At 73.1% G+C, this 15858-nt stretch carries 11 protein-coding genes; 3 read left to right on the forward strand and 8 right to left on the reverse strand.

The features are described 5' to 3' along the window. Positions 1 to 100 precede the first annotated feature (100 nt). The 5 genes from AB0K67_RS36245 to AB0K67_RS36265 form a co-directional block, all read right to left on the reverse strand. Positions 101 to 1423: a TIGR02679 family protein gene (locus tag AB0K67_RS36245; protein WP_364069171.1), complete on the reverse strand. Its 1323-nt coding sequence runs from the start codon at positions 1421 to 1423 to the stop codon at positions 101 to 103. Further along, positions 1420 to 5679, reverse strand: coding sequence for a TIGR02680 family protein (locus AB0K67_RS36250; RefSeq protein ID WP_364069173.1), 4260 nt, complete (start codon positions 5677 to 5679; stop codon positions 1420 to 1422). The genes AB0K67_RS36245 and AB0K67_RS36250 overlap by 4 nt, the downstream gene beginning before the upstream one ends. Then, the gene (locus AB0K67_RS36255; protein WP_364069175.1) at positions 5676 to 6923 is read right to left on the reverse strand and encodes a TIGR02678 family protein; all 1248 of its coding nucleotides are present in this window, start codon (positions 6921 to 6923) and stop codon (positions 5676 to 5678) included. The genes AB0K67_RS36250 and AB0K67_RS36255 overlap by 4 nt, the downstream gene beginning before the upstream one ends. Then, positions 6920 to 8458: a TIGR02677 family protein gene (locus AB0K67_RS36260; protein WP_364069177.1), complete on the reverse strand. Its 1539-nt coding sequence runs from the start codon at positions 8456 to 8458 to the stop codon at positions 6920 to 6922. Before AB0K67_RS36260 ends, AB0K67_RS36255 begins: the two co-directional genes overlap by 4 nt. A 1012-nt stretch (positions 8459 to 9470) precedes the next feature. Beyond that, positions 9471 to 10232: a helix-turn-helix transcriptional regulator gene (locus tag AB0K67_RS36265; RefSeq protein WP_364069179.1), complete on the reverse strand. Its 762-nt coding sequence runs from the start codon at positions 10230 to 10232 to the stop codon at positions 9471 to 9473. Between the two features lie 222 nt (positions 10233 to 10454). Here AB0K67_RS36265 and AB0K67_RS36270 point away from each other — a divergent pair, with 222 nt between their 5' ends. Together AB0K67_RS36270 and AB0K67_RS36275 are read left to right on the forward strand one after the other, a co-directional pair. Next, positions 10455 to 11537, forward strand: coding sequence for a zinc-binding dehydrogenase (locus AB0K67_RS36270; protein WP_364069181.1), 1083 nt, complete (start codon positions 10455 to 10457; stop codon positions 11535 to 11537). A 58-nt stretch (positions 11538 to 11595) separates the two neighbouring features. After that, positions 11596 to 12249, forward strand: coding sequence for an isochorismatase family cysteine hydrolase (locus tag AB0K67_RS36275; RefSeq protein WP_364069183.1), 654 nt, complete (start codon positions 11596 to 11598; stop codon positions 12247 to 12249). On the opposite strand, the gene AB0K67_RS36280 is transcribed toward AB0K67_RS36275, so the two are convergent. Next, positions 12236 to 13123 (reverse strand): LysR family transcriptional regulator, encoded by an 888-nt coding sequence (locus AB0K67_RS36280; RefSeq protein ID WP_364069185.1) that lies wholly within the window; start codon positions 13121 to 13123, stop codon positions 12236 to 12238. The genes AB0K67_RS36275 and AB0K67_RS36280 overlap by 14 nt on opposite strands. Positions 13124 to 13207: 84 nt before the next feature. On the opposite strand from AB0K67_RS36280, the gene AB0K67_RS36285 reads away from it, so the two are divergent. Further along, positions 13208 to 13936, forward strand: a complete 729-nt coding sequence (locus AB0K67_RS36285; RefSeq protein ID WP_364069187.1) for an amino acid racemase — start codon at positions 13208 to 13210, stop codon at positions 13934 to 13936. 43 nt (positions 13937 to 13979) lie between these two features. Here AB0K67_RS36285 and AB0K67_RS36290 read toward each other — a convergent pair whose 3' ends face one another. After that, positions 13980 to 14648 (reverse strand): response regulator transcription factor, encoded by a 669-nt coding sequence (locus AB0K67_RS36290; RefSeq protein WP_364069189.1) that lies wholly within the window; start codon positions 14646 to 14648, stop codon positions 13980 to 13982. Next, positions 14645 to 15823: a histidine kinase gene (locus AB0K67_RS36295; RefSeq protein ID WP_364069191.1), complete on the reverse strand. Its 1179-nt coding sequence runs from the start codon at positions 15821 to 15823 to the stop codon at positions 14645 to 14647. Before AB0K67_RS36295 ends, AB0K67_RS36290 begins: the two co-directional genes overlap by 4 nt. Between the last annotated feature and the right edge of the window lie 35 nt (positions 15824 to 15858).

The following is a 15858-nucleotide window of genomic DNA, read 5'->3' on the forward strand; positions in this document are numbered from 1 at the left end:
GCTGCTTTCGGCGAGACCCGAAAGCTCGGGGGATGGGGCGGATGAAAGACGCCCCGGCGCCAGAGCCGAACACCTCTCGGCTGCTTGAGGATTCTCCACGTCATGAAGGCGACGCGTCATCAGCGCCCAGATCCTCCAGCAGGGCCGGCAGGAGCGTCTCCTCGTGGATGGCGAGGTCGTGCCGGCGCATGGCCTCCATGAGCTCCGGCTCCCAGGGAGTGGGGACCGGGGTGCCGGTGAGGGTGAGCACGGAGTCCGCCGCCAGGGCGGCCGCGGCCTCGACGTAGTCGCCGGTCCGCATCCGCCACGGCTCCACGCCGATCGAGAACAGACGCGCCGCGATCGCCACGCCCGGCCAGTCGAAATCGCCGTGGTAGCGGACACGTGCGCCGTCGTCCACGAGCCGGCGCACGACCTCCCAGGCCGCGAGGGACGGATTTCCCGCGAGGCACACCATGGGAGTGGTGACGCCGGCTCGCGCCGCGGCCTGCAGCACCTGCGGGTTCTCGCAGGCGAACACCTCGGCGCCGGGCGCGGCCAGGCGTTCCCCGAGCGCGGCGCCGCGCAGCTCGTGCAGGGTCAGGTGGGTCGCCAGGCCCATGCCGGCGCGGGCACGCATCATCTCCGGCCAGGGACCGGTACCGGGAGGACGGAGACGGAAGACCAGGGCGGTCCCCGAGACGAGATCGGGGGTGACGCCCAAGCGGATCCACAGCTCGCGCCGCTCCTCGGCGGTGCCGGGGGTGGCGACGCCGAACGCGGCCGCGGCCGCGCGGAGCAGGAGCGATGCGGTGAGTTCGCCGTCGTCCAGGCCGTGCGCGTCGCCGAGGCAGCGCCCGGCGAGCTCGGCCAGCTCCCAGCCGGGCCTGGGCACGACGGCGGTGTCGAAGACCTCCGCCGCGGCGCATTCGCGCAGCACCGCTGCGAACCGGGGGATCGCCGTCGAGGCGGCGTCGATGCCGGCTCTGGTCAGGATCCCCGAGCGGCGCACCCCCTCGACGAACGCCGGAGCCCAAGCGGCGCCGGCGAGGCCGGCGGACGCGAGGGCGGCGTCCAGGCGCTGCCAGATGCCCGCCCACGAGGCCCTGGTCTGCTCGCGGGCGGCCCTGCGGTCGACCAGGTCGCCGCCGGTGAGCTGGGCCACGACGGTGACCAGGCCCGCTTCGGCGGCCGAGCCTCGCAGCACCTGATCGAGCACGGGCAGGGAGACGCGGACCCGGCCCGCGGTGATCGTCCGGCCCAGCAGTCCGGAGAGCAGGGCCGCGCCATCGTCCTCCAGCGTCACGGCGACCGTTCCGGTGACGGCGAGCCCTGCGCGTTCCAGCTTCGTCCGGACGGCCGTCCACAGCGGAGCCAGGCCGGCGTGCGAGAGATAGCGGCGCGTGCGCTCAGGGAGGGCAGGAGCGGCGGTGGACGGGTTCATCGGGCGGCTCGCAGATGCCGGTTACGGCCGTCCCAGTGGATGTGCGTGGTCACGGCGGCCGTCCCTTCCCCTCGCCTGATCTCGTAGCAGTCCAGAGCCGGGACCTGGGCGAAGAATCCCCAGAGCGCGTGGCCCGTCATGGCGAAGTCCAGGTCGAGCCGGACGAGCAGCCCCAGCAGTTCGCCGATGGTGGGGTCGTCGACTTTGGCGAAGGCGTCGTCGAGCAGGATGAGGCGCAGCGCCTTCTTGGTGTCCGGCAATCCGGACAGATACGCGTCGACGGCGGCGAACAGCGTCACGTACGACACGAACCGCGTCTCGCCCTGGCTCAGCTTGGCCCGCCTGCTGATCTTCCGTTCCCGGCCCGGCTCGGGACCGGTGATGATGACCTCCACCTCATGCCACGCCCGGTAGTCCAGCGAGGACCGCAGGTGGGCCGCGTACCCGGCGGTCGGGTCCGTGGCGAACTCCTCATCGACGCGGGCCTTGAGCAGGTCGGTCAGCTCTTTCGTCTGTTCGGGGGAGCGGACGTCGTCGGCGACGGCCACGAGCGCGCGGATGCGCTCGACGGTGGGCCCGGCGTGCCCGGCGAGGCTCCAGCGCAGCCGGACGCCGATGCCGTGGCTGGTGCTGATGCCGCTCAGACTCGCGTTCATCGCCTTGATGAGGGTCTCGGCCTGCAGCAGGCGCCGGCGGAGCTCCTCGGCGACGCCTCCGAGGACGAACTCGGTGAAGACCCTCCGCTCCCGATCGCTCAGCGCGAGCCGGCCCTCCTCGCACTGGCGGCTCAGCTCGGCCGCGGCTTCCGGCAGTGAACGCTCACCGCTTCCGTCGACGATCGCGATCAGCCTGACGCCGTCGTTCACCGTGGGGATCACATCGAAGCCGCCGGAAAGCTCGCGTTCGGCCTTCTGCTGCGCGTGGATGAGCGCGTTCTCGTCGATGGCCGGGCCATGCCGCTTCAGCGCCGTCAGCAGGGCCTGGACGGCGCTCTTGACAGCGGCGGGCTCGGCGTCGGCCGGCGGAAGATCCGGGTGCGGCGGCATATCCGCCGCGGCGGCCACCCCGGGCAGCGCCAGCCGGCGGGCGAGCCGGTGGACGGCGCCGGCGAGCGAGCGTCGTTCGCGTGCGGCGCGCTCGTGCGCCGCACGCGCTTCAGCCTCGGCGGTGCCCTTCTGCTCGGCCAGCATGGCGATGCGCTTACCCACCTCGGTCAGCTCGCGGCGGCACGTGGCGAGCTCGGCTTCGGCGGCGTTCAGCTGGGCGTGCACCTCGTGGGCCGCCGCTTCGATGCCGGTTCGCATCGCGGCGACCGCGGATGCCTCTTTGTGCCAGTCGGCCCACTGATCCTCGGCCGCGGCCTCGGCTTCGCGTCGTTGATCGCGGGCGGCGCGCGTCCGCGCCGCGGCTCTGGCGTGCAGGTCGGCACGGTGCCGCAGCTCCCCGATGAGCCGGCGGGTGGCGCCGCACCGCTCTTCGGCCCGCCGGAGCAGCTCGCGTACGGCGTCGAGCGCGTCCACGGTGACGGGCAGGCCGAAAATCGCGCACGCCTCGCGGTGGGAGGAGACCGCCTGCGTCCATTCGTGGCGCAGTCTGGCCGCCTCTTCCCGGGCCTTGCGGCTCGCCTCCTCCGCCTTCTTCACCCGCTTGAGCGCCCTCTGCAGCGCGTCGCGCCTGCTCTGGACCGGCCGGCTGCGCGGAGCCGATCGGATGTGCGTCTCCAGTGCCCGCAGGTCGAGGTCCAGCTCCTGCCGCCTGGCGGCGCGCGCGGCGGCCGCGTCCGCCAGAGCGGCCAGGGAGCGGTCGATCTCGGCGAGCCGTTCCGCCCGCGCCGCGGCGCGGGCCGCGGCGCCGATGTGGCGGGCCGCCGCCGTGCGGTGGAGTCCCGTCAGCGGCCCGTTGCCCCAGGCGCCGTCGGCGTCCACCCAGGTCGGATGGTCACGATCACCCCAGGAGATCCGGCTGAGCACGTCCCGGACCAGCTCCACCGGCACAGGTGCGTCGGCGTCGACGACGAGTGCCTCCGTCAGCGGGTGGGCGGCCACCGGGCCGTGGGGGCTCACCAGAAGCCGGCCGTCGGAGGCGACGACGCTTCCCGCCCTGGTGATCGTCGCGGTCAGCAGACCCGACGCCAGCAAGGCACCTTCGAGGCCGGCGCGCTGGTCCTCGTCGAGGTGGGCGGCGAAGTCGAGGACGCGCCACAGAGGCACCTCGTCAGCGGACGGGGGACGTGTCCAGTGCGGCCGTGGAGGCTCGGGATCGCGTGCGGCGCGCAGCGCCTCGCGCTCGGCCTCCAGCTGATCGCGCCGTTCGTCGTCCGCCTGCTGCGCGGCGTCCAGGAGCGCGCGGGAACGGGACAGCTTGTCGCGTACGCCGATGGCGGCTTGTGAGGCGACATGGTCGAGCTCGGCCAGGAGCTCCCCTGTCTCATCGGGTTCGCCGGTGTCGCCGGGGACGAGCACGCCGGCGTCGTCGAGCACGCCGGGGACGACGAGCACGCCGGGGTCGTCGAGCACCGGCCCGAGAGCGGTCGAGCGCCAGTCGACCTCGCCCAGCAGGCTCTCCGTCGTCTCGTGGGCGATCCACGCGCGCCACGCTTCACGAAGATCGGCGGCGGCCCGCTCAAGCGCCTGCTCTTCCTCCTCGGCCTCCTGCCTGACATCGGCCAGCCGCTGCTCCTCCTGCGACGCCCGCTTGTCGGCCGCCTCCACCTCGCGTGCCTGCTCGTCGATCTCACGCGCCTGCACGCGGCGGGCGTCCGCGTGTGCGAGGCGCCGCTTCGCCGCCTCCTCGGCACGCGCCACCTGGCCGATCGCGTCGGAAAGGTCGGTGGGCGTCAGGGTGATCCGTGCCGGCACCGGGCGGGTCACCGGTGCCGGGTCGGCGTCCAAGGACAGCCGGACCACCTCGGTGCTGCCGGGATCGCCGTCTTCGCGTACGCAGGCGACCTGCGGCAGGGCCGCGTGCACACCGGCCTGCGCCAGCAGGTCACGGGCCTCTGCCAGGCTGGAGGTGACCTGCTGGGCCGCGTCGGTCACCTCTGCGGCGCGCTCGTCGGCCGTGCGTACTTTGTCGGCCTCGCCGTCCCGGGCGGAGCTCGCCGTGCCGAGGGCGGATGCCGCCGCCTTTCTCAGGGCGGTCACCCTCTTCTCCCGGTCGTCCAGCTCGCGCACGTCCCGGTAGGCCTGCGAATCGCGGATGCCCTCGACCGTCGCCTGCAGCTCCCGCTCGCTGTCGGTCAGCTGCGCAAGCCGCCTGCCGGCGTCGGTGTGCTCACTGGTCAGCCGCCGATGCTGGTCACACACTTCGGTGGCCTTCCGTTCGGCGGCTTCCGCGGTGGTCGCGGCGGCGTGAACGGTCTCGGCCGTCTCGCTCAAAACGCCCGCGACGTACCGGCGATAACTGCCGAGGAACCCCGAGACCTCCTTGTGCGCGGCCTCCAGCCGCTGCTGCGCGGTACGCGTCTCCAAGAGGCCGTCGAGCTGCTCGCCCGCGCGAGACAGCGCGGCATCGCTCGGCGGCGGCAGCGCGTCCGACAGGATCTGCGGAAGCCTGCCCTCCTCGATCCGGTTGCCGACGTCGGGCGAGCGCAGGGTACGCAGCAGCTGGAGGAGACCGGTGAAACGTTCGCGGCCCGACTCACCCGTCAGCCCGAACACGGCGGCGCGTACGCGCTCGCGATGCGTTTCCGGAGAGTCGGTGATGCGGTCGGCGCCGATCGCCGCGGCCAGATCGTCCCGCGACAGGGGAGTGCGGTCCGCCCCGAGCAGGACGAGATCCCGCCCCACGCGCAGGGGAGTGATGAAATACCACGCTTTCGCCTCTCCGGTGGATCGGGCGAAGCGCACCATCGCGCCCAGCGTCAGGAACTCGGGAGGGGTCGCGTGGCCGGGACCGTTCGCGTCGTCCGGGTGCCGGATGAGCTCCAGCCAGAGATGGCCCACCCTGTTCGGCTGCTCCTCGCCGCCCGCCCGCATGAGGTCCTCCAGGCGGACGCGGCCTGCTCCCGTCGCGTCCATCTTGCGGCGGTCGGCGTCGAGGAGGAAGGGCAGCAGCATCTCCAGCGCCCGGGATTTGCCCGAGCCGTTGGTGCCGCGCAACACCAGTCGCCCGCCGGAGAAGGCGAACTCGGTGTCGTAGTAGTACCAGACGTTCACGATCCCCGCGCGGTGCAGCCGCCACCGGAACGGATGGTGCCGGGCGGGCGTCTGCGCCACGGCGGCGAGCCCGTCAGCGGCCTGAGACAGCGGCGTCATGCGGGTTCTCCTCTTTCGTCGTCGACGGTGAACAAGGGGGATGGGAGCTGCCGCGCGTCGTCACCGAGGCGGCGCTTGGCGCGCGTGACCGGAGGGGCCAGGCGCACGGAGGGCCGGTAGCGCGCGGCGGCGGGGTGCAGCACCAGCCCCTCGGTCGTGATGGCGGCCAGGCCCACGGCCTGCAGCAGGGCGGCCACCTCCTCCCGGAACGGGAGCGGGTCGTCGAGGATGTCTTTGCGCCAGGCGGAGGCGTGGGCCCGCGCGAGCCTGCCGAGCTCGTCATCGACCATGGGCCACGGCGCGAGCACGCCGGGCACGGTGCGGCCGCCGACCGTCACCTGCTCGCCCCCCTGTGGTTCCAGGGCGCCGATCAAAGCCTCGATGAGGAGCAGTGCGGCTTGCCGCGTCGCGCCGCCGCCGGGGAAGGCGACATCGGTGAGCCGCCCGTCGGCGTCGTAGGCCAATGCTCCTTCGCCGCGCACCTCGAGCGTCAAGCCGAAGCTCTCCTCCAGGACACGGGTGAGCTCGCTGCGCTCCCTTCGCAGCACGTCGTGCTCGGCGTCACTGAGGTCGCCGCGATGCACAAGAGGGTTCTCCACGAGCTTGCGGCGCAGCGTGCGGCGTGGCGGCTCGGGCTCGTCGGGATCGGCGGCCCACAGATCTTCGGAACGTTCCAGAGTGTGCAGGGGACGGGAGACGAGATGGGGAAGCAGCCCGCGGTCGATCGTCAGCAGCGCCTCCTCACGGCGCTCGCCCCACGCCGTCACCGTGCCGTCCGTCTCGGCCAGGACACCCCAATCGAGCAGGAGGTTGATGGCGGCGACGAGGTCGCGACGTTCGGCCAAGGTGTCGTCGATCGTCACTCCCGCGATGACCGCGTCCGCCCGGATCTGTGCGACGAGCTGCGACAGCAGCACCTGCTCACCGACGTCGCGGGCCAGCAGCCCGGCGCAGACCAGCGCCAGATAGGTGTAGGTACGGGGCGTGAACTCGCTGCCGGAGGCCCGGCGGGCAGGACGGACCGGAGCCTCCGCCGGCAGCGGACCTTTCGTCAGCCGGGCGAAGCCGGACTGGACGACCAGCGAGTATCCGAGGAGCTGCCCGAACATCGGCTTGAGCGCGGCCGCATGCCGGCGGACGAGCGCGAGCTCTTCACTGTGGCGCGATGCGGTGAGTATGGGGGTGGCGAGCAGGGCACGGGCCGCCATGCGACGTTCGTCGGCGTCGTGAGCTGCGGTGGTCATCCGTCGGTTCCCGTCTGTGTGGCGTCGGCGTCGGGCATGGCAGGGGGCAGGACGCGCAGGGCGAGGTCGTGAACCGTGAGCCGGCCGTCGTCGGAAAGGACCGTGGTCCCACCGCCGGGAAGCGGCGCGGCGAGCAGCATCAGGCCCAGGTCGGTGTCCTGGGAGACGACCGGGACGGTCAGGTCGTGCGCCGCCGCGAGCAGCGCCGAGAGCCGTTCCAGCAGCAGGTCGCGGGCCGCGCGCGACACTGTGGCACCGCTGAGATCGCCCACGGCCAGTAACTCGGCCGCCGCTCCCTTCTTGCGCTTCGCCTCCTCTTCGGCCTCGGCCATCAGCCGTTCGCGATCGAGACCCGGGTCGGGAACGCGCGCCGTGCGGCCCCGCGCGGCCCTGTCACCGCGCTCACGCAGCGAGACCGGGACCTCGACCGGGTCCGCCTTCCACCACGAGGTGCCGGCCGTGGCGCGCACTCCCGCCTCATCGGGCCCCATCAGCAGGTGCCGCGCCGGGTAGGCGCCGAAAGCGGCGGCGAAGATGCGATGCGCCGTCTCGGTGTCGGCTTCGGCGAACCACGCGGCGAGCCGCAGGAAGTCGTCACGACGGGACACGCCTGTCCGCGAGGCGGCCAGCATGCGCTTGGCATTGGCGAGAAGCTGCCCGAGCGCCTGCTCGGCGGCGGCTCGGAGCTGGGCGGGACCCGACCGTCCGCCCTCACCGCCGTACCACGAGATCAGCTCCTGCCACTCGGCCGCCGTCCGCCCCGGCGAGCGCTCGGCGGGGCTTCCGTCGGGACCGGTGAGCCGGGGGAGGGCGGCCAAGGCCGTGAGCAGCCGGTCGAGATCGGCGACGATCCTCTTGAGCCGGGCGGCGACCGCCGGCGCGTGCCGGGCGACGTCGGCCGTGATGAGGTCGACGTACTCGAGGAGAAGGGACTTGAACGCCGAGTACTCTCCGCCCGACAGGTCGTACCGGGACAGGACCTGATGGAGGTAGGCGTAGAAGTCCCGGACGCTCTCCATGAACAGTCTCTGGTTGTTGAAGATCGTCGTGACGTCGGCGGCCAGCGCCTCGGCGTCGATGTCGTGGTCTCGGGAGAGCCGCCGCAGGATCCGGTCGAGCACCTCGACGGTGCCGCCGAGCAGCTCCCGGGCCACTTCCCGTGCGCCGTCGGTCGCCGACAGCACCTCCTCGATCTGGCGGTGCACGCGTCCGCCGAGTTTCGACACCTGATAACGCGAACGGGAGCGCAGCCATTCGGCGACCGTCGCCACCCGCGCGTCACGGCCTGACCGGGTCAGATTTCCCCACTCCATGAGCTGCCGGCAGCGGGCCTCCACCTCGTCGACCGAGAGCGTGATGCCCTCGTTCGCGAGGAGAACGGCTGCCTCCGACGCTGACAGGTCCGTGAGAAGCGTGCCGGTGAACAGCCGCATCAGCGCGATGTAGTCGTGCGCGACGTCGGCGGTGGCGTAACGATAGAGGTCGAGCCGCGCCCGCGGCTCGCCTGACGCGTCGACGTCATCGTCCTGTTCCAATGTTCCCGTCCGCCTTTCGTGAGGGTCGGCCGGCGGTGATGAGTCACCCACCTGCTGGAGAAATACGTCGGCTCGACGATAGGCATCGGCACTGACAATTTTCGGGCCGGCGATACGACTCGAAATGTTCTTCGAATTACGACAAATGCCTTTTGTTGGGGTGTTGGGGTGTTGGGGTGCTAATTGCGAACCGTACGTCAGTACCGGTGTCCATGACGGCCGAAATACCGTTTCTGTGAGAGAAGGCGGACTGTCAACGGCGCTGCGACAGCGGCGATCCGTGGAAGAACAGGGAAGACCAGGACGCCTGCCGCCGCGTGTGGGACGGTGCTGCGGTCGGGGTGTCTGCTGTGCGTGTGCGGTGGCCCTGTGATCGGGGTGTCTGTCGCGCGTGTGGGACGGTGCTGCGGTCGGGGTGTCTGCTGTGCGTGTGCGGTGGCCCTGTGATCGGGGTGTCTGTCGCGCGTGTGGGACGGTGCTGTGATCGGGGTGTCTGCTGTGCGTGTGCGGTGGGCCCTGCGGTCGGGATGTCTGGTGCGCGGCCGCTACGGCCGGATGTCGTCGTGTGCGCGTGTCTCGGCGCCGCCGCGCGGCTGGTGCCGCTGATCATTTCCGCTGCGAGGTGTGCCTGCTCTTGGACCCGGTTGCCGCCGTGGTCACTTCGCCGCTGCTCGGGGAGCTGGTCGTGAGGCGCAGCGGATGAGGTCGTATCCGGTCGAGCCGGGCCGCCCTTCTCTGGAGCGTGGTGGCACCGGCGGCGTTCACGGTGACGTAGGGCCGTGGTGTTCCCCGCGATCACTGTGATCGCGGCCGGGCCGCAGGCGGGTGGCGGCCATGCCGGCACGCAGGGCGTCATGGGTTGGTGGCGCTGCGGCGGCTGCCGCACATGCCGCTGCTCGTGGCCCTGGCCCTGTCCGCCCGCGCACCGGCGGCGGCCTTCGCCTACGGGGTGCCGGTGGTGACCGGCCGGTTCCGCAGGGCCGAGCGGTCCCGCTCATGGCCCCGGTCGCGGTCAGCGGGGTGTGCAGACGGTCAGGCGCAGGGCCGGGTCCTCGTTGGTCTGGAAGGTGGCGTAGTCGTAGGCGTGGCCGTGCAGCATCTTCCGGCCCGCCCCACCGCTCGCCACATCGTGCTCCTTCCACCACCGGCGGAACTCGGGGGAGCCGTGCCGCAGACGGTCGGCCAGCGTGGTGAAGGCCGCGTCCGGTGCCTGCAGGTCGTACGCGGCGCGGAACTGGGCGGTGGTGTGGCGCGCCTGGGCGGCCCAGGTCTCGCCGAAGACCTCGCGGGCCATCGGGGTGAGCAGCAGGTAGACGAGGACGTTGCGGTCGTCGGCGGGCAGGCGGTCGAGCCCCGTGAACAGGGCGGTCGCGGCGGTGTTGGCGGTCAGGATGTCCCAGCGGCGGCCGGTCACGTACGCGGGCCGGTCGAGGCTGTGCACCAGGCGGGCGGTGCCCTCCGGAGCCTGTTCCCTGGTGAACGCGGGGCGGGTGGGGTGGCGGGCGAGGGTGCGCAGGTGGGCGTGCTCGGTCTCGTCGAGGCAGAGGGCGGCGGCCAGGGCGTCGATCGTGGTGAGGGAGGGGGTGACGGCTCGGCCCTGTTCGAGGCGTACGTACCAGTCGATGCCGATGCCCGCGCGTTCGGCCACCTCCTCGCGGCGCAGGCCGGGTGCGCGGCGGCGGGGGCGCGGCGGCAGGCCCACCGCCTCGGGGGTCAGGCGTTCCCGCCTGGAGCGCAGGAAGTCGCCGAGCGCGCGGCCGGTGGACTCGGGCATGATCGTCCCCTTCCCGACGTCTGGCGGTTCCCAGGGTGGTATCGGGCCATCCCAGGACGATACCGGTCCTGGTTACGCCTCGGCCGGGCGGCCAGCATGAGTGCCGTCCACAGCGGCGGCCGGTGGCCTTCTGTGCCGTCCCAGGTATCAGGCGGATGGGTCTGAGGCCGTCCAATGAGCCGGGCGGTCGGCAGGCCGGCCGGCCCGCAGAGAAGGAGTGTCGTGAAGGCGGCTGTGCTGAAGGAGTTCGGATCCCCGTTGTCGGTGGAGCGGGTGCCGGACCCGGTGATGGGGACGGGCGAGGTGGTGGTGGACGTCGTGGCGGCGCCGGTGCTGCCGTACGCGGCCGAGGTGTTCAGCGGGGAGCGGCGGTATCCGCTGACGCTGCCGGTGACGCCGGGCGCGGGGGCGATCGGCGTCGTACGGGCGTGCGGCCCCGACGCCACCCGGCTGGCCCCGGGCGACTGGGTGCTGTGCGACCCGATGATCCGCGCCAGGGACGGCGCGCCGGCCCCCGACGTCACGTTGCAGGGATTGAGCGCCGGCGGCGAGGGCGGGCTGCTGCTGCAGCGCCACTACGGCCACGGGTCGTTCGCCGAGCGCCTGCTGATCCCCACCGAGAACGCCGTGCCGCTCGGCGGCCCCATCGACCCCGCCGACGCCGGGCGGTGGCTGGGGCTGACGCTGTGCCTGGTGCCGTACGGCGGGTTCCTGGCGGGCGGGCTGCGTCCGGGGGAGACGGTGCTGGTCAGCGGGGCGACCGGGAACTTCGGCGGCGCGGCGGTGGCGGTGGCCCTGGCGATGGGCGCCGCCCGCGTCGTCGCGCCGGGACGCAACGAGCAGGCGCTGGCCGGGCTGCGCCGCCGCTTCGGCGACCGGGTCGCCACCGTACGGCTGACCGGCGACGAGGACGCCGACCGCACGCGCATGATCGCACAAGGCCCGATCGACCTGGTGCTCGACATCCTGCCGCCCGCGGCGGGCCCGGCTCCCGTACGGGCCGCCGCCATGGCGGTGCGCGAGGGCGGCCGGGTCGTGCTCATGGGCGGCGTCGGCATGCTGGACGGCGCCGAGCTGGCGCTGCCGTACCGGTGGCTCATGCGCGGCAACGTGACGGTCCGCGGGCAGTGGATGTACCCGCGCGAGGCCCCGCCGCGGCTGGTGGCCCTGGCCCGCTCGGGCCTGCTGGACCTCACGCACTTCGACGTCACCGAGTTCCCGCTGGACGACGCGCGGGCGGCCGTGGCGCACGCCGCCGGGAAGCCGGCACCGTTCCACCTGACGGCCATCCGCCCCCACCCGTGAGGTGATCACGGGCGTAGACTCCCGGAAGCTCATCGGACTTCTCGGAGGGAGGGCACCCGTGAACCCCTTCACCGACCCCCATCTGACACCACACTGGGCCACCTCCGCGTTGCTGACCATCGACGTGCAGCGCGACTTCCTGTCGGAGTCGCCGTACGGCATCCCGGGCACCACCGAGGTGCTGCCGCAGATGGTCAGGCTGGCCGAGGCGTTCCGCGCCGCCGGGCGGCCGATCGTGCACCTCATCCGCCTGTACGACCCGAGCGGCGAGGACGCCGACCTGGTACGGCGGACACCGCTCTCCCAGGGGGCGAAGATCGTGCTGCCGGGCAGCGAGGGCAGCGAGATCGCCGGCGAGCTGCTGCCGCCGGGCGCGCCGCCGCTGAAGGCGGACCTGCTGCTGTCCGGCGAGCCGCAGACCCTGGGCGAGCGCGAGGTGGCGTTGTTCAAGCCGCGCTGGGGCGGCTTCTACCGGACGCGCCTCGACGAGCTGCTGCGCGGCTGGGACGTCGACACGCTGGTGGTGGCCGGCTGCAACTTCCCCAACTGCCCGCGCGCGACGCTGGTCGAGGCCAGCGAGCGGGACTACCGGCTGGTGCTCGCCGACGACGCGACCTCGCGCGTCCATGACGTCGGCCGTACGGAGGTGGCCGGCATCGGCGTGAACGTGCTGCCCGTCCAGACCATCACCGACGGGCTCACGGCCGCCTGAGGAGCGGCAGCGCCCGCGCGAGCAGAGGGCTCGCGTCGTCCGCCCGGTACACCAGGTGCAGCCTGCTGACCGTGCCGCGGATCGGCCGCGCCGCGACGCCTTCCCGGCGCAGGGTGCGGTAGGAGCCGGCCATCACGGTGGCGCCGAACCCGGCGGCCACCAGCGCGAGGATGGTCTGCACGGTACGCCCCTGCTGCGCCACCCGGGGCGCGAACCCGGCCCGGTGGCACAGCGCGATCACCTCGTCGTACGAGCGGGGCGCGGACTCCCGCGGCCACAGCAGCAGCGGGAGGTCCGCGAGCGCGGAGGCGTCCACCGGCCCGGTGTCCCTGGCGAGGGGATGGGCGGCCGGGAGGAAGAGCACGAGCGGCTCGCTCGCCCACGGCTCGGCGACCAGCCCCGCGTGGCGCACCGGCAGCCGGTGCACCGCCAGGTCGAAGGAGCCGTCCAGCACCCCCTTGGACATCTCGACGTCGTCGAACAGCTCGACCAGGTCGAGCCGCACGCCGGGCAGCTCGTCGCGGAGCCGGCCGAGCGCTGTGCCGAGCCTGCCGTTGATCCCCGACCCGGCGAACGCCACCGTCAGCCGCCCGCTCAGCCCGCGCGCCGCCGCCGCGACGTCGTCGAGGATCGCCTCCGCCTCGGCGAGCACCCGCGCCGCGCGATCCACCAGCGCCCGCCCGGCCGCCGTCGGCGTCAGGCCGCGCCTGCCCCGGACGAACAGCTCGACGCCCAGCCGGTTCTCCAGCTCGCGCAGTTGCCTGCTGAGCGTCGGCTGGGTGAGGTGCAGCCGGCGGGCCGCCGCGCCGATCGAGCCCTCCTCCGCGATCGCGGTGACGTACGACAGCACCCGCAGGTCATACTTCCAGGGCATGACCGCGATGCTAATCCATGCCCGGCGCGTCGCCCCTGCCGTGCGCTCCGGGAGGATGGAGGGGCACCACGACAGGGAGGCCGCATGACCAGGCACCTCGGCATCCTCGGCCACAGCGCGGAGGGCGCGGCGCTGTGCTTCCGTACGTTCTGCCGGCTGGGCGAGGAGGCGCTCGGCGAGCACGAGCATCCGGACGTGACGCTGGACTGCATCTCGTTCGCGCGCTGCATGCCCGCCTACGACCGGGGCGACTTCGACGAGATCAGGGCGACCATGGAGGTCAGCCTCGACCGCCTCGCCGAAGCGGGCGCCGACTTCTTCGTCTGCCCGGACAACACCGTGCACCAGGCGCTGGAACGGCCGGGCCGCGACTTCCCCATCCCCGGACTGCACATCGCCCACGTGGTGGCCGGCCACGCGGCACGCGCCGGATATCGCCGGGTGGCCCTGCTGGGCACCCGCTACACCATGGACGGCCCGGTCTATCCGGCGGCGCTCGGGGCGCACGGCATCGAGGCGGTGGTGCCCGATCCCGGCGACCGCGAGCTGGTCAACGAGATCATCTTCAGCGAGCTGGTCAAGGGCGTCTTCACCGACGCCTCGCGCGAGACGTACCGGAAGATCATCCAGACGCTCGCCGGGCGCGGCTGCGACGCGGTGGCACTCGTCTGCACCGAGATCCCGCTGCTCGTCACCCCCGAGTCGTCGCCGCTGCCCACGCTCGACTCGACCAGGCTGCTCGCCAGGGCGGCCCTCGACGTCGCCGTCGGCCGCCGCCCGATGCCGGCCTGGCGCGGCGGCCCGCACCCGTAGATCAGCCCGTCCCCATGAGACGACCCGTCCACATGACCGGCGCTCACGCCTGACCGGCGCGGCCGGGAGGCACCAGCCCGCTCTCGTACGCGATGTGCACGAGCTGCGCGCGGTCGCGGGCGCCCAGCTTGGTGAGCAGCCGGCTGACGTACGTGCGCACGGTCGCCGGGCTGATGAACAGCCGCCCGGCGATCTCGTCGTTCGGGCGGCCCGCCGCGATCTCGGCGAGCAGCTCCCGCTCCCGCTCGGTGAGCTGGGCGATCAGCCCGGAGTCGGCGGGCCGGTACGTGCCGGCGACCGCGGCCATCACCCGCTTGGTCACCGACGGCGACAGCAGCGCCTCACCGGCCGCGACCGTGCGGACGGCGGCGCGCAGCTCCTCCGGCCGGGTCGTCTTGATGACGAAGCCCGCCGCCCCGGCCCGGATCGCGTCGAAGATGTGCTCGTCGGTGTCGAACGTGGTCAGCATGATCACCCGCACGTCGCGCAGCCGCTCGTCGGCGACGATCCTGCGGGTCGCCTCGATGCCGTCAACGCCCGGCATGCGGATGTCCATGAGCACCACGTCGGGCCGCTCGGCGAGGACCAGCTCGTACGCCGCCGCGCCGTCGCCCGCCTCGCCGGCCACCGTGATGTCGTCGGCACGTTCGAGCAGCGCGGCGAGCCCCGCGCGCATGAGGTCCTGATCGTCGACCAGCACCACCCGGATCACTGTCGTCCGACCTCCACAGGCAGCCAGGCCTCCACCACGAACCCGCCGTTCTCCGGCGCCTCCGCCACGTCCACCCTGCCACCGAGCAGCGCGGCACGCTCGCGCATGCCTTCGATGCCGAAGCCGGAGCCGCCGCCGGGATCATCATCGCGCCGGCCCGCGCCCCGCCCGTCGTCGGTCACCCGGATGCCCAGCCCGCCGCGCTCGTAGCGCAGCTCGACCTCGGCCCTGCTCGCCTCGGCGTGGCGGAGGGTGTTGGTCAGGGCCTCCTGAACGATGCGGTAGGCGGTGGTGTCGACGACGGCGGGCAGCAGCACCGGCTCGCCCTCGGCGCGCAGCTCCACCGCAAGGCCGCTCTCGCGGGTGGCGGCGAGCAGGCTGCCGAGGTTGCGCAGCGTCCCCGTCGGCGCCCGGTCCTCCGGCTCGCCGGGCGAGCGCAGCAGCCCGAGCGTGCCGCGCAGCTCGTGGATCGCCTCCTCGCCGGCGGACCTGATGGTCTTGAGCGCCGCCCGGACCGTCCCGGGGTCGTCGTCCAGCGCCTCCTCGGCCACGTCGGCCTGGACGGCGACCAGCGCGATCGTGTGTCCGATCACGTCGTGCAGGTCGCGGGCGATGCGCAGCCGCTCGTCCTGCACGCGCCTGCGCGCCTCCGCCTCGCGCTCGGCCGCCGCCTGCCGCGCCGTGCGCAGCTGCTCGGCGCGCAGCAGCCGGGTCGCCCGTACGGCGGCGCCGAGCGCGATGGCCGCGAACATCAGCCCGGCGGTCGAGGCCAGCTCGAAGCCGAGCAGGTAGGCGAGGCTCTCGCCCTCGCGCAGCCGGAAGAACGTGCTGACCGCGATCAGCGCGGCCCCGGTCACCGCCGAGATCAGCAGCTTGCCCGCCTCGGCCGCGGAGTAGAGCGCGGCGGCCACGGGCAGCGCCAGCCCGATCGCGGGATAGCCGGCCGCGTAGTAGGCGAGCAGCCCGGCCGCCGTCGCCACCAGCGCCAGCACGGGGAAGTGGCGTCGGACGAACATCAGCGCGCCGAGGCAGACGGCGAACAGGTACGCCAGGAAGTCGGGGCTCCGGGCGCCGCCCAGGTCCATCGCGATCGCCACGGTGACCACCAGCGACGTGCCCAGGCCGATCGCCGCGTCGGTCAGCACCGCGCGCCATCCGCTTCTTCCCAGCTCCACCCGGCACAGGATAGGCGAGCGGCGCTGACGGCCAC

This window comes from Nonomuraea sp. NPDC052634, from assembly GCF_040678535.1.
Lineage (GTDB): Bacteria > Actinomycetota > Actinomycetes > Streptosporangiales > Streptosporangiaceae > Nonomuraea > Nonomuraea fastidiosa.